The organism is Gracilibacillus sp. YIM 98692, assembly GCF_010993965.1.
Taxonomy (GTDB): Bacteria; Bacillota; Bacilli; order Bacillales; family Amphibacillaceae; genus Gracilibacillus.
On the sequence record NZ_WIXM01000005.1, the window covers coordinates 50,558 to 72,172 of the forward strand.

At 35.1% G+C, this 21,615-nt stretch carries 18 protein-coding genes; 14 read left to right on the plus strand and 4 right to left on the minus strand.

What is annotated here, in order from left to right:
• The first annotated feature begins 162 nt into the window (after positions 1 to 162).
• The 4 genes from GHD00_RS07010 (at position 163) to GHD00_RS07025 (ending at position 5,365) form a co-directional block, all read left to right on the plus strand.
• Entirely contained in the window at positions 163 to 2,562 is a 2,400-nt protein-coding gene (locus tag GHD00_RS07010; protein WP_163537440.1) for a glycosyl hydrolase family 95 catalytic domain-containing protein, read from the plus strand.
• Between the two features lie 13 nt (positions 2,563 to 2,575).
• On the plus strand, positions 2,576 to 3,250 hold the full coding sequence (locus GHD00_RS07015; protein WP_163537441.1) for a DUF624 domain-containing protein: 675 nt from the start codon (positions 2,576 to 2,578) through the stop codon (positions 3,248 to 3,250).
• A gap of 295 nt (positions 3,251 to 3,545) precedes the next feature.
• Positions 3,546 to 4,421: a class II fructose-bisphosphate aldolase gene (locus GHD00_RS07020; RefSeq protein ID WP_163537442.1), complete on the plus strand. Its 876-nt coding sequence runs from the start codon at positions 3,546 to 3,548 to the stop codon at positions 4,419 to 4,421.
• A gap of 146 nt (positions 4,422 to 4,567) precedes the next feature.
• A complete protein-coding gene (locus GHD00_RS07025) occupies positions 4,568 to 5,365 on the plus strand; it encodes a DeoR/GlpR family DNA-binding transcription regulator (RefSeq protein ID WP_163537443.1) in 798 nt (265 codons plus the stop codon).
• A gap of 116 nt (positions 5,366 to 5,481) precedes the next feature.
• Here the strand turns inward: GHD00_RS07025 and GHD00_RS07030 are convergent, their stop codons facing one another.
• Positions 5,482 to 6,681 (minus strand): carbohydrate kinase family protein, encoded by a 1,200-nt coding sequence (locus tag GHD00_RS07030; RefSeq protein ID WP_163537444.1) that lies wholly within the window; start codon positions 6,679 to 6,681, stop codon positions 5,482 to 5,484.
• A 306-nt stretch (positions 6,682 to 6,987) separates the two neighbouring features.
• Between GHD00_RS07030 and GHD00_RS07035 the strand changes: the two genes are divergently transcribed.
• The 7 genes from GHD00_RS07035 to GHD00_RS07065 all read left to right on the plus strand — a co-directional run bounded on the left by GHD00_RS07035 (position 6,988) and on the right by GHD00_RS07065 (position 14,461).
• Positions 6,988 to 7,842, plus strand: coding sequence for a class I fructose-bisphosphate aldolase (locus GHD00_RS07035; RefSeq protein ID WP_163537445.1), 855 nt, complete (start codon positions 6,988 to 6,990; stop codon positions 7,840 to 7,842).
• Entirely contained in the window at positions 7,835 to 8,977 is a 1,143-nt protein-coding gene (locus GHD00_RS07040; protein ID WP_163537446.1) for a Gfo/Idh/MocA family protein, read from the plus strand. The genes GHD00_RS07035 and GHD00_RS07040 overlap by 8 nt, the downstream gene beginning before the upstream one ends.
• Before the next feature lie 315 nt (positions 8,978 to 9,292).
• A complete protein-coding gene (locus tag GHD00_RS07045) occupies positions 9,293 to 10,609 on the plus strand; it encodes an ABC transporter substrate-binding protein (protein WP_163537447.1) in 1,317 nt (438 codons plus the stop codon).
• Positions 10,610 to 10,688: 79 nt separating this feature from the next.
• A complete protein-coding gene (locus GHD00_RS07050; protein ID WP_163537448.1) occupies positions 10,689 to 11,579 on the plus strand; it encodes a carbohydrate ABC transporter permease in 891 nt (296 codons plus the stop codon).
• 20 nt (positions 11,580 to 11,599) lie between these two features.
• Positions 11,600 to 12,439, plus strand: coding sequence for a carbohydrate ABC transporter permease (locus GHD00_RS07055; protein WP_163537449.1), 840 nt, complete (start codon positions 11,600 to 11,602; stop codon positions 12,437 to 12,439).
• A gap of 29 nt (positions 12,440 to 12,468) precedes the next feature.
• Positions 12,469 to 13,092 (plus strand): YesL family protein, encoded by a 624-nt coding sequence (locus GHD00_RS07060; protein ID WP_163537450.1) that lies wholly within the window; start codon positions 12,469 to 12,471, stop codon positions 13,090 to 13,092.
• Positions 13,093 to 13,138: 46 nt separating this feature from the next.
• On the plus strand, positions 13,139 to 14,461 hold the full coding sequence (locus GHD00_RS07065) for an FGGY-family carbohydrate kinase (RefSeq protein ID WP_163537451.1): 1,323 nt from the start codon (positions 13,139 to 13,141) through the stop codon (positions 14,459 to 14,461).
• 108 nt (positions 14,462 to 14,569) lie between these two features.
• On the opposite strand, the gene GHD00_RS07070 is transcribed toward GHD00_RS07065, so the two are convergent.
• From GHD00_RS07070 to GHD00_RS07080, 3 genes are all read right to left on the minus strand, one after another.
• Entirely contained in the window at positions 14,570 to 15,895 is a 1,326-nt protein-coding gene (locus GHD00_RS07070; RefSeq protein ID WP_163537452.1) for a (Fe-S)-binding protein, read from the minus strand.
• Complete coding sequence (gene glcD, locus GHD00_RS07075) at positions 15,882 to 17,303, minus strand: glycolate oxidase subunit GlcD (protein ID WP_163537453.1); 1,422 nt, start codon at positions 17,301 to 17,303, stop codon at positions 15,882 to 15,884. Before glcD ends, GHD00_RS07070 begins: the two co-directional genes overlap by 14 nt.
• Before the next feature lie 82 nt (positions 17,304 to 17,385).
• A complete protein-coding gene (locus GHD00_RS07080; RefSeq protein WP_163537454.1) occupies positions 17,386 to 18,534 on the minus strand; it encodes a CdaR family transcriptional regulator in 1,149 nt (382 codons plus the stop codon).
• Between the two features lie 140 nt (positions 18,535 to 18,674).
• Here GHD00_RS07080 and GHD00_RS07085 point away from each other — a divergent pair, with 140 nt between their 5' ends.
• From GHD00_RS07085 to GHD00_RS07095, 3 genes are read left to right on the plus strand one after another with little or no spacing between them, the layout of a single operon-like run.
• Positions 18,675 to 19,451, plus strand: coding sequence for a DeoR/GlpR family DNA-binding transcription regulator (locus GHD00_RS07085; protein WP_163537455.1), 777 nt, complete (start codon positions 18,675 to 18,677; stop codon positions 19,449 to 19,451).
• A gap of 35 nt (positions 19,452 to 19,486) precedes the next feature.
• Positions 19,487 to 20,527, plus strand: coding sequence for a galactitol-1-phosphate 5-dehydrogenase (locus GHD00_RS07090; RefSeq protein WP_163537456.1), 1,041 nt, complete (start codon positions 19,487 to 19,489; stop codon positions 20,525 to 20,527).
• 35 nt (positions 20,528 to 20,562) lie between these two features.
• Positions 20,563 to 21,609: a zinc-dependent dehydrogenase gene (locus GHD00_RS07095; protein WP_163537457.1), complete on the plus strand. Its 1,047-nt coding sequence runs from the start codon at positions 20,563 to 20,565 to the stop codon at positions 21,607 to 21,609.
• Positions 21,610 to 21,615: the final 6 nt, after the last annotated feature.

A 21,615-nucleotide genomic window follows, 5' to 3' on the forward strand; every position in this document is an offset into this window, starting at 1 on the left:
TTAGGAAAAAACATAAATATTTATGAAGTGGAGCATATCATCAATCTTACCTCTTAACAGCGAAGTATATTTCCGTAGCGTATTAACAGATATTTTAATGATGTTTACTTATTAAAACTAACAGTCGTTTTGAAAACAGCTTTAATGAAAAGGATGAGAAACATGTTTGAAGAGACGGTTAGCCGGCATAAGTTGTTGCTTGCTTATCCTGCGTCATGGTGGCGGAATATGTGGCGAGAGGCTCTGCCTTCTGGTAATGGAGAGACCGGGGCGGCAGTTTATGGTGGGATTCAGCATGAAACGATTCTGATTAACCATGCTGAACTTTGGCACTTAGGCCAAAAGCAAGCTTTGCCAGATGTAAGCGATACATTAAAAAGAGTCCGTCAATATATGGACGAAGGGGATTATCATCAGGCGAATTGGCTGCTTGCCAATACATTAAAAGAAAAGAAATACGAGGCGAAACTAGCCAAACCATTGCCACTCGTCCATTTAAACGTAACCATGGATATCCAAGAGAGTTTCACGAATTACCAACGCGGAGTCAATATGGAAACAGGGGAAGTGTCCGTAGAATGGACCGAAAAAGACACGAAGTACCAAAGAAATCTTTTTGTTTCTCGTGCTGATTCACTTATCGTTTACGAGATTCGCGCAGATCAGAAAAATAAGATAGATGCTAGTATCCGTTTAACGTTGCCGCCAACGGATACACCACGAATGCAACATATAGTACAGCAACGCGCTGAATCGACGGTAATCCAAACAGAGCCGGACTATTATTATTTCAAAGGAAAAGATGAAGATGGATCAGAATATGGAGCAGTTGCTAGAGTGATAGCCGATGATGGAGAGTGCGAAGAAACAAATGATCGTCTTCAATATAGGGAAGTAAGTAAATTATTTGTGCTTATCAAAGTTTTTACAGAAGATGAAACAGGGGATAAATGGGATGCACTAAAAGAAGAACTAGCATTAGAAAATCGAAGCTATCAGCAATTACTAAGCGAGCATGTGGCCGAGCATTCCACCCTTTTTCAATCCGCCGATTTTTCCCTAGAGGTAGATGACACCGAATTTAGCAATGAAGTCCTGTTATTGGATGCCTATCAAGGAAAAGTTTCCAATGCCCTTATGGAGAAGCTGTGGGCGTATGGACGTTATTTATTCATATCTGCTACCAAGGCGAGAGGTCAGCCCTTTAGTATGTATGGACTGTGGGCCGGTGATTATGACTTGATGTGGAGTCATCGGATGGCCAATGAAAACATCCAAATGATGTATTGGCATGCAGGAGTCGGGAATCTAACATCGCTTATTCCATCATTGTTTTCTTATTATGAAAGTTTGCTAGACGATTTCAGAGATAACGCAAGGAAACTTTTTGGCTGTAGGGGGATCTACATTCCAGCAGGAACGACACCTGGAAATGGAAAGCCCAATCAAATTGTTCCCGTCATTATGAATTGGACTTCCGCAGCTGGATGGTTAGCACAGCATTTTTACGATTACTATCAATTTACACAAGATCAGGATTTTTTAGAAAACCATGCGATTCCATTTATGAAAGAAACATTATTATTTTACCAAGACTTTTTAGTAGAAACGGAGGAAGGGACATATCAATATTATCCATCCGTTTCTCCTGAAAACACACCAAGTAATTATATGCCGAAAAATGGCGAAAATCTCGCTCATCCAATGCCGACAACCATCAATGCGACGATGGATTTTGCTATATTAAAAGAATTGTTAACTAATTTATTGGATAGTTGTACACACATATCGCACCCTGTAGAGGAAGTCAAAGTTTGGCGAGAAATGCTAGCCAAAATCCCAGATTATCAGCTTAATAGCGAAGGCGCTGTAGGGGAATGGATGAGTCCAAAATTTATTGATAACTATCATCATCGTCATTTATCACACCTTTATCCATTATTTCCAGGACAAGAGATTATTTTTGATAAAGAAGATTCTCTATCATTAGCATTCCAAAAAGCGGTAAATAATCGAAAGCTAGGAGCGCAAACCAGTTGGTCTTATGCGCATATGGCGGCAATATATGCGAGATTACAAGACGGAGAGAAAGCGTTGGAATGTTTAGAGAATATTACTCGCTCCTGTTTATTGCCCAACTTCTTCACCGTGCATAATGATTGGAGGAGAATGGGGATGAGCATGAATGTGCCCTACGCACCCGTTCAGTTAGATGCGAGCTTAGGAATAGTAAACGCGATTCAAGAAATGCTCCTGTTTGTTTCATCCAAAACAATGAAAATATTGCCATCATTTCCCGGGAAATGGCGAAAGGGAAATGTAAGAAATTTCCGTTTTCATACTGGTACGATTAGTTTTAGTTGGGATGTGGATCAAGAAATATTAGACGTGGAAATGACCGCGGATCAAGATACAGATATCCAAGTGCAACTCCCAAAATTTGTGTCATCGATTCAAGCAGATCACGCTTCATCATGGACACAAATCGATGTGGAACAAAACATTTTTCACATCACCTTACCAAAGCATCAAAAGGTTTTGATCTCTAGTACGTCTCGTTAAAGGAGGGGTTTGTATGCCATTTGAAGGGATATTAGGTGGAGTATATAAGCTTGCGGATTGGATATATACGATTATTTTCAGTGATCTGCTATGGGTATTATGTAATATTCCTGCGATTTACGTTCTATTTCAATTGTTGTTGGCGGATTCCATTTCGGTTATGTTCCCTTTAGCGTTCATGCTTGTGCTGCTCTTACCATTCACCTTTTTTCCAGCAACGATCGCATTGTTTGCTGTGATCCACGATTTGAATAATAGAGAAGACCTGTCGATTGTTCGATGCTACTGGCATAAATATCGAAGTTATTATAAACGTTCTGTGAAATTAGGACTCTGGTTAACATTGTTATGGGCGATGCTGGTTGTGGATTTTGTATACGTCCATTCCCTATTTAATGGAGCTATCGATTATATATTTTTAAGTCTGATCTTTTTTGCACTAATGGTTACACTACATATGCTAACTGCTTTGATCAACAGCGAGAATCCAACTGTCCGGATTCTCGCACTAGCCAAAACTGCTTTTAAAAAAATCACATCTCGTCCTTTAACATCATTCAGCACTATCTTCATCTTGATCGTATATAGTGCTATCTGCTTATATCTTGCTCCTATTCTCCTCGCACTAACAATTGGATCACTAACCGCACAATTGATGACAAAGGCAGATGGCAGCTTGGTGGTTTGAAGAAAAATAGAGTATAACCTTTAAATATACCGAAAAAGCATCCATCTTTTTTTTCAATGGATGCTTTTTAATCTGTTGAAAAATGCAAGATATACGATTTGGTGAGAAGGAACCTGGTTGTTGGTAGCATAATAGTATATGGGACTGAAAATGTTTATAATTGTTGGAAACAAACATAATAATCAATATAAAACATGAAATGTGTTGTAATTATGTGTGAAATATATTATTATAGTATTAAGGTGTTTAATTTTGTTTGATTTGGAGTTAATTCTAACATGAAAGGGTGGTAAAATTGACAAGAGTATCAATGGGAGAATTATTGGAGGATGCCAAAAAGCGAAAATATGCAGTGCCATGTGTTAATTCTATTAATCTAGATATGACAAGAGGGATTATTAGAGCCGCTGAAGAAGTAAATTCACCAGTTATATTGTGTCATGCAGAAGTACATTTTAAGTACACACCCTTGGAGGTCATTGGACCGATTTTGGTTCAAGAAATGGAACGGGCAAAGGTTCCTGTGGTAGCAATGTTAGATCATGGGAAAGAATTTTCAAATATTATGACGGCGATGCAATTAGGTTTCAATGCGATTATGTTTGATGGGTCTCAGCTGTCTTATGAAGAAAACGTGAAACAAACCAAAGAAATTGTCAAAATTGCTAAGGAATTTAATGTGTCGGTAGAAGGTGAATTAGGTTATGTCACTCGTCCGAAAAGTGGTGCGGCAGAAGGAGATGATGATGATTCTATCATAGATGATACGTCGATGTACACGGACCCTCAACAAGCAGCTGATTTTGTAGAAGAAACAGGTGTCGATACGTTAGCAGTGGCTTTTGGTACGGTTCACGGTATTTATCTGAAAGAGCCACAATTAGACATTGAACGTTTAGGGAAAATAAGTGATGCTACTGGTAAACCATTAGTGATGCATGGTGGGTCGGGGCTATCTACAGAAGATTTCAGTAATTCTATTGATCATGGAATTAGTAAAATTAATTATTATACGAATATGGCATTAGATGTGGGCCATCAATTAAAGAACGAGTTTTCTACACACAGTGGTCATTTATTCTATCATGATATCATGATGAAGACGCTTGATATTTATGCAGAGGAAGCTAAAAAGGTAATGGAAATATTCAGAAGTGGTGGAAAAGCATAGTTATTATTTTATTTTCATGAAATTACTTAATATAATGTATGTGAAAGTCCTATTAAGTAAAGTACTTTACTTAATAGGATTTATTATTAACATGAAAATGTTTGTTCAATATTTTAGATTGTTTATACATTAGAGGGAGATGCCATATGGTAGGAAATAAACGACAAATGGAGATGATACAGTTTATTAAAGAACGTATCAATGTGACAACGCAAGAATTGATGGAGCAATTCAACGTATCTGATATGACGATTAGAAGAGACTTGAAGAAATTAGAGGACGATGGGCATATTATAAAATTTCATGGTGGTGCGACGATAAAAGAAAAAGATAGCTCATCACCAGTTAGTGCTGAGGAATTTTCAAACTATGATATTAGTACCCAGATTAGAAGTGCCTCTTATATAGAAGAGAAAAGAAGAATTGCTAGTAAAGCAGTATCTATGATTGAAGATGGGGAAAGTATTTTATTAGATGCAGGTACAACCACGTTTGAAATTGCGAAACAGTTAGGTGAAAAGAAACATTTAACAGTAGTGACAAATGGAATTAATATTGCTCATTATTTACTGGGGAAACCCCATATAAATGTCATCATTCCAGGTGGAGATATGCGTCCAAGTTCAGAGTCATTAGTCGGACCGGCTACGGTAGATTTTCTAAGTAAATTAACAGTAGATCAAGCGTTTATAGGAAGTGCAGGTATTTCACTGGAAAGAGGTTTTAGTAATTCTAATATGATTGAAGGTAGTATAAAGTCTACGATGATAAAAATTGCGGCTAAATCGCATATTGTAGCTGATCCTTCCAAATTTCAACATAATACACTATATGTGTATGCGAATTTTGAAGATGTTACTTCTATTATTACCAATAAAGAATTAGATGAAAAAATTAAAGCAGATATTATGAATAAAGGAGTAGTGGACTTGATATTGAGTTAGGCAGGTATACATTAGTGAGGATGATATTCAATTGAAAATAATGAAAGTGGACAAAAAATAACTCCAACACTTTAATCGAAAAAGTATTGGAGTTATTTTTTTATGTGATATTGTTTTTAAATGGTGATATTGTCTTTACTTCCTGTCCAGAGCTGAAATTTATCTTTCCATTGGAAGGAGCTGTTGGTTGATGGTTGATTTTGTAACATAAGTTTTTCCCAATGATTATCCATTCTTTGCTCAATGTTATTTAGGTGTACGATACCGCCGGTACCTTCCATAGATTCCACACTATGAGCTCCTGTAGCTACAGATAAGTTCATCGTTTCTTCAATTGATTTTTCTTTTAACATACCAGCTAAAAATCCAGCAATTGTACAGTCTCCTGCACCTGTTGTCCCCATTACCTTTGTTTTAAAACATGGAGCCCATAATTCTCTATTTAACCAATTGTTTGACAGTTGTTGATTTTCGGCAAAAAGAGCGTTGGAAGAGGATCGGAAATATAAACCCAATTCACCGCATTTCAAAAGTACCGCTTTACACCCCATTCTTAATAATTTATTTGAAACAAATTGTAATAACTCATCATTGACAAAATGAATAATCTCGCTATGTTCTTGAGAGTTTTCAATTTTTTCTTTTAATTCTGTTTGAATATCTGGAAATAACATGTGTAAAATTTCTTCTATGCTTGGCATGAAAATATCAACGTAGGGTAAGGTGTTATGCAATATTTTTTCCCAATCAACTACTAACTCTGGTGGTGGCATTGCCATATCTAAAGAGGTATTAAGCTTCATATTTTTGGCTTTTTTCATGATGTCAACTAAATGTATTCCATTTTCTGTATGCATTTTTTCCATCAGGGGAGGATAGCCAAAATGAAAATGAGAATGATCTTGTAATAACTGTTCACTAATGTCTTCGGAATGAAAATGATCGTTAACACCAGGATGATGTAAAAAAATTCTATCATGTCCCGGGACGTTTAATACTGTGGTGTAAGAAGTATGATTACGGTTATCTATTACCATATAATCAGATAAGTTTTGGTCTATATGATTTAATTTCTCTTTTAGGATATGTCCAAATTCATCATTACCTATCTTTCCAATTAATGTGGGGCTAAATCCCATTTTATATAGAGCGAGTCCTGTATTAAGCACAACACCTCCAGTTGAAAATGTGGGAGAACCTATATGATGAAGTGATCCAGGTGTGAAGAAACTTTGTAAATGAACATTAGTCTTTGACTTTATTTCTGGGATAAAATCTATCGCAGTATGACCAGCAATGACTATCGATTTATTCAATCTTTCCCCTCCTTCATGAATAAATAACTTTATAAACTTTAGCGTGCTATATTTATAGAATATATTAATATAGCTATAATAAGTTTATAATAAATCACAAACCCAAAAAAATCAAACAAATTAAAACAACAAAAAATCATACAACTAAAATAAAGCGCATTCATTGATGTAAATGTTAATATATGTTGTTGAATCAGCATTGTTATAGTGATTTATTAACATTTTCGAACAAAAACGTTTAAAATGTGTTGACTTTTGTTTGGATGGTGATATAATGAATTTAAATCAAACAGAGGAGGTTGTTTAATGTCTTCAGTAACTGCAAGAATGAATCGATTGTTTGCAAGTGATGGTAAATGTTTTGATGTCGCGATTGATCATGGTTTTTTTAATGAGTTCACAATGTTAAAAGGTATTAATTCTATTAAAAATGCGGTTGAGGTTGTTCGAAATGCTAACCCAGATGCGATTCAGTTAAGTGTTGGTCAGGCACGAATATTACAAGACATCCCAGGTAAAGAGAAACCTTCATTGGTACTTAGAACAGATGCTGCTAATGTTTATAATAAAGAACTACCCCATTATGTTTATAGCAATTTAATTGATAAAGCAGTGGAACAAGCGCTTAGAGCAGATGCGGCATGTGTGGTTATTAACCTATTGCTTTTACCAAATCAACCAGAACTTCACGGGATGTGTGTCGACAACATTACTAAATTAAAAACACAGTGTGAAAGATATGGAATGCCATTAATGGTTGAACCGTTAGTCATGCAGCCAAATGATAAAGCTGGCGGATATATGGTAGATGGAGATATTACAAAAATTATTCCATTAGTTCGACAAGCTGTCGAGTTAGGTGCAGATATAATTAAAGCAGATCCTTGTGATGATATAGAAGAATATCATAGAGTAATAGAAACTGCATCAGGTATTCCTGTATTACCTCGTGGCGGCGGTGTTGCTTCGGAGTCAGAAGTATTAGGAAGAACTTATAGTTTAATTCAACAAGGAGCATCAGGAATTGTATATGGTAGAAATATTGTCCAACATGAAAAACCTAAAGAAATGACAGAGGCGTTGATGGCGATTGTTCATGATAATGCTACTCCAAACCAAGCATTGGAAATATTAAATCAGAAAAGTGAAGCTTATGGATAAAAAAATGATTAATTTTGCTGTTATTGGCTGTGGTTTAATGGGAAAGGAATTTGCAAGTGCAGTTGGACGTTGGTTACATTTATCAGGGTTAAATTTCAAACCGAGAATTATTGCTGTATGTGATCTTAATGATGATGCAATGAAATGGTTTACCGATAATTTGGATACTATTAAATATACAACAAATGATTATCAGGAAATTTTACAAGATAACGAAGTAGATGCGGTTTATTGTGCTGTTCCACATAACTTACATAAAAAGTTTTATGTGGATATAATAAATGCCGGTAAGCATCTACTTGGTGAAAAGCCTTTTGGGATAGATCAAGAAGCAAATCAAGAAATAATGAACGCCATTCAAAATAACCCCGATGTTTTAGTCAGAAGTTCCTCAGAAATACCTTATTACCCAGGAAGTTATGAAGTTTTTCATAAAGTTAAAAGTGATGATTTAGGTCAAATCATGGAAGTAGAAGCAGGGTTTTGGCATAGTAGTGATTTGAACCCTGAAAAGCCTATCAATTGGAAAAGAATCCAGAAAACGAATGGAGAATATGGTTGCATGGGTGATCTAGGGCTGCATGTATTACATTTACCTCTTCGTTTTGGTTGGGATCTGAAATTATTAGGAGCATCATTAAGCAATATTATGAAAGAAAGACCTAATCAAAATGGGGAAATGCAAGAGTGTGATACTTGGGATAATGCAGTGCTTTTATGTGAAGGATCATCAGAAGGAAATTCATTTCCGGTGACCGTTTCTACTAAAAGAATAGCACCAGGACATGCTAATACTTGGTTTATTAAAGTTTATGGTACAAAAGGTTCGATAGAGTATTCCACTCAAAACCCAAAGCTATTAAGAGTAATGGAATATGAACCAGGTGGAAAGCAGGTATGGAAAGTAGAAGATGTCCCACATCAATCAGCTTATGAAAGTATTACTGGAGGGATATTTGAATTTGGTTTCTCTGATTCTATTTTGCAAATGTGGGCAGCTTTCTGTGAAGAATTAATATATGGAAAAGAAAACATGTCTCAACCTTTGTATTGTGCTACTCCAGAGGAAGCGCAGAAGTCTCATGCACTATTTACAGATGCATTAAATTACTATAAAAGTGAAGTTAATTCTTGACCATTTATTTCAATTGATTTTTTTTGATAAAAATATATAGATTAGATTTTTCACATGGTATATATCTATCAGTAGGAAGAATATGCGAGACTCCTCACAATAAACGAGCCAAACGAACGGGAAAGAGGAGAGTGAGTATATTCTTCCTTAGTACCAGTAATTAAAAAAAGACTTGATTCTATCAAGTTTTTTCATCATATAATGAAAGCGTTTTATATTAGTGTTGATGCTATAAAAGAGGAGGTGATGGATGAGAGAAAAACCGTTTTATATGAAGGCTGAAAAGGGGTTAATAAAAAATAGGAGGTATCTGTAATGAAAAAAAAATGGACTATTGTCTTATTGATGACATTACTAGCCGTTATCATGGTTGCATGTAGTGGAGGGGATGTGGATACAACGAATGATAATGAAGGAGATAATAATGGGTCGGATAGCAGTGTAACAAATGATGAAGAAGTAACTGTCCAAGTATGGTTTGGTCGAGAAGATTTTATTCCAGATGATGCGTTCGAAACGTTCCATGAAGAAAATCCTAATATCAACGTGGAATATGATGTAGTGCCATTAGAACAGGCAGATGCCGATTTTCTTAGAAATAAAAATGCTGGGAATGCCCCTGATATATTTCAGGTTTTTCATGAATCAACACAAAATCTAGCAGCGCAAGGCGCAGTGTTAAATATGAGCGAATACTATGATAAATGGGCGGAAGAAGACCCAGATAGCTATAATAAATTATTAGATCAAGCATTTGATATCGTAAGTTATGAAGGAGATCCATATGGTTTAGCTATTCACTTTGGTCCATATTTTCATGTTCATCGAAACGATTGGTACGAGGAAGTTGGCTTAGATCCTGCTGGTCCTGAGACATGGGATGATGTCATTGAACATTCGAGAATGATTAAAGATGCTGGATTAAGTGATTACCCTTATGCAACTGTAGGTGGATCCAATGCACCGCCGCTTTGGTTCTCGTCTATGTTTGTATCTATGGGAGGAGAATATACCGACTCTAATGCTCCTATCATTGATTCCGAAGCAGGGCGTTATATATTTGAATGGCATCAAACGATGATGAAAGAAGAGTTAATGAATCCTGAAACGATCGCTTGGGAATCTGGTGAAATGCGTGGTGGTTTCATTAGTGGCAACGTGGCATATATGCCTGAAGCATTAAACATTTATCCAATTATTCAAGAAGAATTAAATTATGAAGAACAATGGTTGCCAACTTATCAGCCTGTTAGATCTGGTATGAACGATTACACTCCTGCAAGTTTTAGTTGGCCAATGTTAGTAAACTCAGATACTGAACATCCTGAAGCTGTAACGGAGGTATTGAAGTACTTAAGCAGTGAAGACATTTCGAAACAAGTAGCATTACGATACCAACCAACAACCAACGAGGCCGTTTTATTATCTGATGAGTTTGCAGAAGCACATCCATGGTTTGAAAGAGTGAAAGAAGGATTCTTAAATTCCGAAATTTTACCTAGTCATGTTCGTCAACCAGAAATCTATACGATTTTAAATGATTTTAAACAGGAGGCGTTAACGGATTTAGAGGCAGATCCAGAAGAGGTAACAAAACGTTATCAAGAATTAATAGATGAAATCGATGAATAATAATCAAACACTTAACGGCAACATATTAATTGTTGCCGTTAAGTTTAAAAAACGATGGATGCTAGAGGAGGTTTTTTAATTGGATGCTGCGATCAATTTAAAAAAGCAAAAAAGAAGAAAGTTATTAACTCCTTATCTGCTAATATTACCAGGTTTTCTCTTTGTTTTTGGTGTATTAGGATATGCGGTCCTTTATGGGACGCTTTTATCTTTGTTTGATATGGATTTAATGAAAGCGGAAACTGGTTTTGTATTTTTGGATAACTATATATACTTATTTCAAAATGCAGCTTTCTTAAATTCGTTGGTTCGTTCTTTAATCTTCGTGTTTGGCAGTGTGTCTCTAGGGTTAGTTTTATCACTTTTCTTCGCACTTAGTTTATATAGAGCAACTAGGTTCGGTAACTTTTTAAAAGGGTTAGCTTTAGTTCCTTACTTGGTTTCAGGTATTGCAACTGCTGTTATGTTTCGTTTTTTGTTCAGTGGTGATGTAGGATTGATTAATCAAGTTTTAATCACATTAAATTTAGATGCAGTCAATTTTTTAGCACATCCTAACTGGGCATTATTTGTTGCAGTATTAACAAATACTTGGTTTATTGTCCCATTTGCTACTCTTATATTATTAAGTGGTATTCAAAGTATTGACCCTGAATTATTCGATTCAGCAACTGTTGATGGAGCTTCTAAATCCAAAGTACTAACAAAAATTATTTTGCCCTTAATATCTCCGATGATGGGGATAAGTCTTGTGTGGCTCAGTTTTGCTAGTTTTAACATGTTTGATGTTATCTTACCTCTTACTGGAGGCGGACCTAATAGAGCAACAGAAGTATTGGCTGTTTATATGTATAATGTAGCATTTGATGAATTGAAATACTCATTGGGTAGTGCTGTTATGGTAATCATTCTCATATTTAATGTAGCAACTAGTGCATTGTATTTAAAAATATTTAATACGGATGATTAATGGAAGTGAGGAGGGCGATTATGTTAGCTAAAATTAAATGGAAATTATCAGAAAAAATGTATATTATTCCTTTGATTGTATTAGTTATTTGGACGGTAACACCTATGATTTGGGCTTTTTCAGCGTCTTTTAAAACAAAAGTTGAAGTGTACGAAACACCCCCAACTATTATTCCTAATTTAATGAATTTTAGTAACTATATGACCGTATTTAACTATGATCACTTCTGGAGATATTTATTTAATAGTACTTTTCTAGCTATTACTTCCACAATCATTGCAGTGGTGGCTAGTATTCTAGCAGGCTATGCTTTTGCGCGATATGCTTTTAAATGTCGTCACTTATTGTTAATGCTTATTTTAATTCCTAGAATTTTACCAAGAGCAAGTTTGATCGTGCCTTTATTTGCAGGTATCTCCATGGTAGGTTTAGCGGATACTTATTTAAGTTTAGTGATTACTTATACGGCCACAGCTATTCCGATGGCTACTTGGATTTTAGCTGGATTTTTTAAGGTGATACCGAAATCTTTAGAGGAAGCGGCTGCTATTGATGGTGCAAAATCATGGCAAATTATGTGGTATGTGATTGTCCCGATGTCTTTACCAGCCATTTTAACAGTCAGTATTTTTTCGTTACGTGAGGCGTGGAACGAATTCCCATTCGCTTTAGCATTTACGCAATCACAAGAAATGAGGACATTACCTTACCAGTTATTTATGTTACGAGATAGTATGGGGATGCAAGATTGGCCTGTAGTGTTGGCTTTTACGATTGTTTCCATTTTACCATTATTAATTTTATATTTAATTTTTGAAAAACGTGTGGTGAATGGTATAACGAGTGGGGCTGTAAAATAAATAAAATTATTTCATAAGGAATGATGGCAGTGAGAAATGATATGTATACCATTTTAAATACTTTCTGTATATGGTGTGTCCGGTTAACTTATGTCAATTTACTTTGGTTCACTTTTATTATACTAGGTTTCGTTATATTTGGTTTGATGCCTTCCACTGTTGCGATGTTTTCTGTGATCCGTGAGTGGAAAAAAGAAGAGCATGAAGTCAGAGTGTTTCGGGTATTCTGGTTAAGTTATAAGGAGAATTTTATAAAGTCTAATGCCATTGGTTTGCTTTTAGCTTTCATGGCTGTACCTATCTATTTGATTTATTACATGAGTCATTTACTTTTTGAAGTAGACTATAGGTTTTTAGGTTTTGCTTTAACAGTTGGGTACTTCATCATATTTTCTGTCATTGTCGTCTATATTTTTCCAGTTATGGCGCATTATAATGTAAGGGTATTCACGCAAGTTAAATACGCCTTTTTAATTGGTGTGTCCAATCCGATCACCACTTTGATTTTGATAGGGTTATGTTTGGCTGTGTTTTATGTTATTTATTATATTGGTTACGCCTTTTTCTTTGGTGGCAGCACTGTAGCAGCTATGATTATGTGGAAAGCGTATCATATTTTTAAAAAAATTGAGGGAATACAGGTCAGTGCTTAATGTATCGTGATAGCCTGCTTACTCTTTTGGATAGGGGGAGATCGGATTGTATTCTATCGGCATTGATATAGGTACGACACATATTAAAGTGGCAGTGGTCCATATTCAAAATAGAAGTATAGTAACTTTAAAGAAATGTGTGACCCCTGTTATACAAACAGATACAGGGTACTATGAGCGAAATCCTATTGAGATAAGGGATGCGGTATACAATTTGTTGTTGAAATGTACAGATGAATTAGATCATCATCAGATAACTAGCATTTCGACGGCAAGCTTTGGGGAAGAAGTTGTATTATTGGATGAAAAAAATTATCCGATTGGAAATAGCATAGCATGGTATGATCATAGAGGAATTAGTGAAGCAAAGGAATTTAATAGAAAAAATACACAGTATCATATTGATCCTTCTTTTTCTATATTCAAATTATTGTGGCTGCAAAAAAATAGACCGTTAGATTTAGAGAAAACAAATAAGATGATAGATATGGGAGGCTATGTATTAGGCAGTTTATGCGATCAATATGTAATGAATTGGTCTCATGCATCAAGAACAGGACTGTTTGATATAAAAAATAAGAGTTGGAATATGGACTTATTAAATAGAGTAGATATTTCAGTTGATGTACTTCCTGATTTAAAGCCTTCGGGAGTATGTATTGGTAATGTTTCAACAGATATAGCGAAAAAACTACATGTACCTAAAAATATGAAAGTCGTTACGGGTGGACATGATCATTTATGTGCGGCATATGCAAGTGGTGTAAATGGTGAGGGGAAATTATTTATTTCTGCTGGTACGTCTGAAGCGCATTTAATGTTAACCAAAAAATCTTATGATATGGAAGAATTATCATCTCAAACGGTTATGGGTTGCTTTGTGGATGAGGAACACTACTATGTAATGACTTCTCTTTCTTCTGGTCATATCTTTAAACAATGGAAAAGTTTTTTGTATAAAGATTCTGATGAAAAAGAGTTATATCAAGAAATAACAAAGGTACCTTCAGGGAGCAATGGTGTTATTTTTGAAATTTCTGAAGATGCCGAATATTATACATTTGATCATTTTAACCATTTAACAACAAGAGCAGAGTTTATGCGAGCTATTATGGAAGGAATTTCAAGGAAGGCAGTAAGGATGACAAATAGCTTACTTGAATTGACCGATACTTCTCTTAAACGAATTATTATTTCCGGTCATCCAACGAAACATGATATATGGAAAAGCATAAGAGCACAAGAGTATAAGAAAGGGTTCGAGATAGTGGAAGAGGAGGAACCAGCAGCTTACGGTGCTGCATTGTTAGCTCAAAAACCAATGAATAACCATAGCCATCAATATGTAGAGGTAAGTGTTTGGGAGTAAAAAATCTTACATGTAATATCGATTTAGTAGGTAGAATGATAAGTATATTCTACCTACGTACCTAGAAAAGTGTAAAAGAACCTCAATAACCCTTCCTTAATTTATTTTTTAGTTTGGCTGATATGCCTCTAGTAATAAATCTGCTAAATGAACTATTCTTACTTTATCTGCCATTCCTTCTCTTTCAACCCCTAATTTCATTTGCAGTAAGCATCCTGGATTTGAGGTTACTATGGTTGTTGCATGGGTCGCCTTCGTATTTATCATTTTTTTGTCTAATATTTTCATGGACATTTCTGACTCTGTAATATTGTATATTCCAGCTGAACCACAACAAGTATCTGCATCTTTCATTTCTTGAAAAGTTATATGATCGATCGCTTTTATTAACCTTCTAGGAGCATCCTTTATACCTAAAACATTTCTTAAATGACATGAATCTTGATAAGTAATCACTTGTTGATGAAGAAATAAATGATTTTGGTGAAAATCTAATGCTACCAAAATGGAGGAAAAGTCTATGATTTTGTTGGAAAGCTTTTTTGCTCGCCCTGACCATTCCTCATCCTCTTTTAATAAATGATCATAGTCACTTAGAAAAGCCCCGCATCCCCCGGCATTGGTTAATATATAATCAACATTTAATGCTTCAAATGCTTTAATATTTTTTTTAGCTAAATCCCTTGCCCTTTCTTTTTCTCCGCTATGACCATGCAGCGCACCACAACAAACTTGTTGATCCGGGATAACAATTTCGCACCCAGCTATTTTTAACAATTCTAACGTAGCATCATTGGTTTCACGAAACAAAGAGTCCATTAAACAACCAGTAAAAAACGCCACTCGTTTCTTTTTGGTGTTGACGGGAGTCATTATAGTCTCTCTCTTATTCATTTTCTTTTTATTAGGTGCTTGTGGCAAAACCTTTTCCATCGTAGCTAAAGTATCCGGAAACATGTTTAAAACACCAGTTTTATGCATAATATTTTGCATGCCTGTGCTTTGATAATAGCTTAGAAGATTCGTTAAGGTTTTAATACGATGATGATGAGGAAAGACATGATCAAACACGATTTTACGAAGCACTCGTGTTTTAAAAGGGAATTTCTTGTTTTGGTTGATAATATCTCTTACTTCTTCTAATAAGTGACCATAGGGCACTCCAGATGGACAAACTGGTTCGCATGCGCGACATCCTAAGCATAACTCTAGCGAACGTTCCACATCTTCATCTGGTTCTATTAGACCGTCCGACACCGCTTTCATAAGAGCGATTCTACCTCGAGGTGAATGAGATTCCTTGTAACCTGACTCTATATAAGTTGGACATTTAGGTAAACAAAAACCGCACCTCATACAATTTAATAACTCATCGTCATCTACGCGTTGATGAAATGCTTCTTGGATTTTTTGTTTTTCTTCAGGTGTTGTCATTATTTACCACCTCTTTCATCATAGATTCCTTTGAAAATACTTTCCCTGGATTCATTATGTGATGAGGATCGATCGCTGTTTTAATTGATTTCATAATGTCTAATCCGGATGCCCCGACTTTCAAGCCTAAATATTGTGCTTTCATGACACCTACTCCGTGCTCTCCTGTAATGGTGCCGCCCAACTCAATTGCTTTTTTAAAAATTTCCTCAAATGCAGCTTCAACTCTTTGCATTTCTTCTCTATCTCTTCCGTCTGTTAAACAGGTAGGATGTAAATTCCCATCACCCGCATGTCCGAATGTACATATATTGACATTGTATTTTTGGGCAATATCATTAATAGAGCGAACCATTTTCGGTATCTCAGATCTTGGAACAGTAGCATCTTCTAATATAGTGGTTGGCTTTAACCGTGCTAGCGCAGATAAAGCAGAACGCCTCGCTGTGCGCAATTTCTCTGCCTCTTCTTTTGTTTCAGCTACATGAACAGAAACGGCTTTATTCGAACTGCAAATCTCTGAAATAGATGCTATATCTTCTTCTACTACATTTTGATGTCCATCTTGTTCTATTAGTAAAACGGCTTCTACATCTGTAGGTAAGCCTACTTTTGCATAATCCTCTACTACATTTAAAGTGAGATTATCTAAAAATTCTAATGTGGAAGGTATGATTTTATTTGATATGATAGCGGATACAGTTTCTGCCGCATCTTCCATTCTGTCAAATATGGCCAATAGAGTCTTCGTATCATTTGGCTTAGGGATTAGTTTTAAAGTAGCTTCGGTGATAATGGCTAATGTTCCTTCCGATCCAACCATTAGACGAGTAAGGTCATATCCAGCGACATCTTTTGCTAATTTTCCGCCAGTACGAATGGTCTCCCCATTTGGTAAAACTAATTGAAGACCTAAAACGTAATCTGCCGTTACTCCATATTTCAAACCTCTTAATCCCCCAGAATTTTCATTAATATTCCCACCGATTGTTGAAATTTTCATTGAACTTGGATCAGGAGGATAAAAAAAACCTTTTTCTTCAACTGCTTCTATAAGGGAAGACGTAATGACTCCAGGTTGTACGGTTACCGTTAAGTTTTCTTCATCGATTTCCAAAATGTTGTTTAAATGTTTAAATAATAAAACAACTCCGCCCTCTAAAGGACAAGTACCTGCACATAAGTTCGTACCAGAGCCCCTTGGAACAATTGGTACTTTATAATCATTACATAACTTTACTATTTCAGTAATTTCTTCGGTGCTTCTAGGTGCAATTACAGCATCTGGCATGGCTTGAAAGCCAGGCGTAGCATCATATGAATACACCAGTTTTTCTGTATTTGTATCATCAAAATTTTCTTTGCCAACTACTTCGATTAGTGCTTTCCTAAAGTTTGAATCTATCATATCGCACCCCCAAATATAGAATTCATAAGATGAGTCTTATAACTAGATTATAAACATAGTATGATCTAAAAACTATATGGATTTATACGAAAAATGAACCCTTTTTCTGTGTCATAATTGTGGAATCATCCAAAAACGATAAGCATAAGTAAACTAGGACTACATTTCTTATTTTCTTCATACTTATGCCTGTAATGGTTTCTATTTTATTGATCCTGTAATGCAATGTATTTACGTGCACATGTAACTCCTTTGCTGTCGTTACATAGGACAAATCACATTTCAGAAAGACCTGAAGTGTCTCTAATAAATCAGAATCTTCTATTACACTGGATAAAGATCTCTCTAGCACCTTTTTTTGTGTCTCTGGCTGAATTTCACGAAGGTACAATTCCAAATCTAAGTTTTTTTCAAATACTATAGGTTTATAGGTGCTAGTTTCTTTATATGCTATGTAGGCTTCTTTCAAAGATAAATATATTTCATTAGGCTTTTTTTTATTACCAATACCTACAATGGCGAATAATTTATACTTCTCATAAATAAACTCTTGAATTTTATTTAGTAATTTAATGATACTATCATCACTTCTCCTATTTGAATATGCAAATAAGATTAAGAGTTTGTCCTTTTCCCATCTTACGATCAGATCGTCGTTGGACATGAAAAATTGATAGTAGACGTCTTCCCATATTCTCCGTTGTATCCAGTTACTTGTCTCTTGTGTATATCCCAGTAACACTACTCTTCGATGTAATGTTAGATTAATATGGAGAAATTTTGCTTGGTTATGTAGCTCTTTCATATCCACATCTATTTTAAGCCACGACTGAAGTAACATCTCTAAAGTTCTTGAGCGCCAATCCAATTGCTCATTATCATAATTTTCTTTTATTAATAATTCGGTCATTTTTTTCACTAATTGTCCATGTATAATAACATTATCAGGGTTACCAGTAATTCCAATGACTCCAATTATTTCCCCTAAAAAAACAATTGGCAAATTAATACCTGCTTTTACTCCTATCCATTTACGTGTGTCATCCTCTGTAATGATCAGTTGTTCCAGTTGATAATCTATCACTTGTTTAGCTCCTTCATGAAAATTATCAATTCTTTTACTTTCAGTACTTGCGATAATAACTCCATGTACATCGACAATGATCAAATCCTCATCTAAAACATCTGTTAATTCAGAAATCACAGAATTGGCTAATGATGAACGTATCAAATGGTACTCCTCCCAAAATAAATTATAACTATTTAATGTTTACATTTTAACATATAAAAGTTATAATTTGTTTAAATAAAACATATATTTCAAACAACAAACATTATCAAACAAATTGTGTAAAGATGGAGGCAATACCATTGTATCAAAAACAATATTTGAATTCTCGACAAGCAAAGATTTATGATGAAGTTTTACAGAATGGTGAAGTAAACATTCATGATCTCGTGAAGAAATTTTCTGTTGCAGATATGACGATTCGAAGAGATTTCGAGAAAATGGAGAAACTAGGTCTGATAAAGAGGACATATGGTGGTGCTATTCCCTCTACTGAACCTGATATAGAATTGGAACAAAGAGAAAGTATAAACTCAGAAGCAAAAAAACTCATCGGAAAATGTGCTGCTGATTATATTAAAGAGAAGGAAGCCATTTTCATTGATGCGGGAACCACAACACCTTATATTGTTCAATTTTTACCAACGGACTCGAATTTAACCATTGTTACGAATGCACTTAATGTTGCATCTCAAATAAAAGGCAAACAACAAGAAAAAATTCTAATTGGAGGGATGTTGCGAGATGTTACTTCTTCTCTTGTAGGCCCAATCGCAGAGTCTAATCTCGATAATCTATCGTTTGATAAAGCTTTTATCTCCGCATCGGGATTGTCTACAGAACATGGAATAAGTAATGCGAATATTTTTGAAGTTCAAATAAAAAAGAAAGTAATTCAAAATGCAAAAGAAGTCAATTTACTGGTTGATAGTAGCAAGTTTGAAAAACAATTTTTACACAAAATATGCTCTTTTGATCAAATACATCGTATCATTACAGACAAAGAGCCAGGGAATAATTATCGTGAAGTCTTTTCAAGCCATAACATAGATCTTGTGGTAGCTAGTAAAGTAAATTAATAGTTTTTACAATCTATTATTCAAGGAGGTTTCCAATGAAGGGATGGCACTTAGAAAACGTAGCTCAACTTCATTTCCGTGAAATCGAAACACCATTCCCTAAGTCAGAAGAAGTCATTGTTCGAGTGAAAGCATGTGGTGTCTGTGGTTCAGATATCCCGCGTATATTTGAAAAAGGAACCTATTCATTCCCCACTATACCAGGCCACGAATTATCAGGTGTAATTGAGAAAATAGGAGAAGGTGTATCAAATGACTATATTGGCAAAAAGGTAGCTGTTTTTCCTTTAATTCCTTGTCAAGAGTGTATATCATGTCAAATTGGTCAATACGCTCAATGTGAAAACTATAATTATATTGGTTCACGATGTGATGGTGGGTTTGCTGAGTTCGTTAAAGTTCCGTTATGGAATTTATTTGTACTCCCTGAAAATATAACATATGAAGAAGCGGCGATGATTGAACCAGCAGCTGTAGCGTTACACACTTTAAGGCAAGCACAATTAGATTTCAGAGACAATGTTTTAATATTAGGAGCAGGTCCTATAGGGCTTTTACTAGCATCGTTAGCAAAAGCTTGGGGTGCAAAAGAAGTTTTATTAATAGATATCGATGAAGAAAAAGTAGAATTCGCTGGAAAAATGGGGTTTAGTAAAACATTTCATGCAAAAGATAAAAGTTTATCTGAATGGATTATGAATGCAACTAATCATAAAGGGGTGGACATTGCTATTGAAGGGGCTGGTAGTTCAGTCGCATTACAACAATGCATTCAATTTGTAAGACAATTTGGAACCATTGTATTAATGGGGAATGCAAGTAATGACATGTTATTGCCTAAGGAAACTTATAGTCATATTTTAAGGCAAGAACTCACTATCAAGGGTACATGGAATTCCGTTGTGAGCCATTTGCCAAAAAACGAGTGGAAAGAAATTATTCATCTTATGTCTGATAAAAAACTAAATGTTACACCTTTCATCACACATAAAATAGAAATGAAACAATTAATGGAATATTTAGTAAAGATAAAGGAAAAGGAAATTTTTTATAATAAATTAATGGTAGTGAACTAATTTAGTTTTAAATAAATTAAAATGGAGTGATGTTGATGAAAGCGGCAGTTTTAGAGGATTTAAGACAAATGAAAGTGCAAAATGTTCCAACTCCTGATATTGATGATGATAGTATTCTAATGAAGGTTAAAGCTGTGGGTATATGCGGTTCTGATCTAAGAATCTATAATTCGGGAAACAATAGAGTGACCTTTCCGCAAATTATTGGTCATGAAGCTGCTGGTATAATCGAAAGAGTGGGGAAAAATGTTACAAAATTCAATGTAGGGGATCGTATTTGTCTAGGAGCGGATGTTCCATGTGGGGAATGTGAATTTTGTGAAAAAGGTATTGGAAATAATTGTCAAATTAATTATGCTATGGGCTACCAATTTCCAGGCAGTTTTGCGGAATATGTTGCATTAAACCGAAAAGTTGTAAATTATGGCCCTATTCACCGCATACCAGATCATATATCTTATGAAGAAGCAGCTTTAGCGGAACCTTTAGCATGTGTCATTAATGCATTAGAAATGTGTAATATTCAGTTAGGGGATACTGTAGTAGTTATTGGTGCTGGTCCAATTGGATGCATGCTAGTAGAAATCGCAAAACATATGGGAGCTAATAAGGTCATTTTAGTCCAAAGATCTAAAGAAAGGTTAAAACAAGCTAAACAATTTGGAGCAGATGTTCATGTTTGTACACTAGAGGAAGATAGTATCATGCGAGTGAAAGAAGAAACAAAAGGTTTAGGAGCAGATGTAGTGTTAACTGCTAACTCAACTCCTGATGCTCAAAAAATGGCATTACAAATGGCTAAGAATCGAGGCAGAGTCAATTTCTTTGGTGGTTTAGCAAAGAATGATTCTAATGTTACTTTAGATACTAATTTAATACATTACAAAGAACTTTATGTATTAGGCTCTCATGGATCTGTACCAGAACAACATAAACGTGCTGTTGATCTTATCTCTAATGGTATCATTAATATGAAAAGATATATTAGTGATCAATTTAAATTAATTGAAATTGAGAGGGCTTTCAACAAAGCAGCTGAAAGAAAAGGGATGCGCATCATGATCAGAAATGACAATGAATAGAAAGTA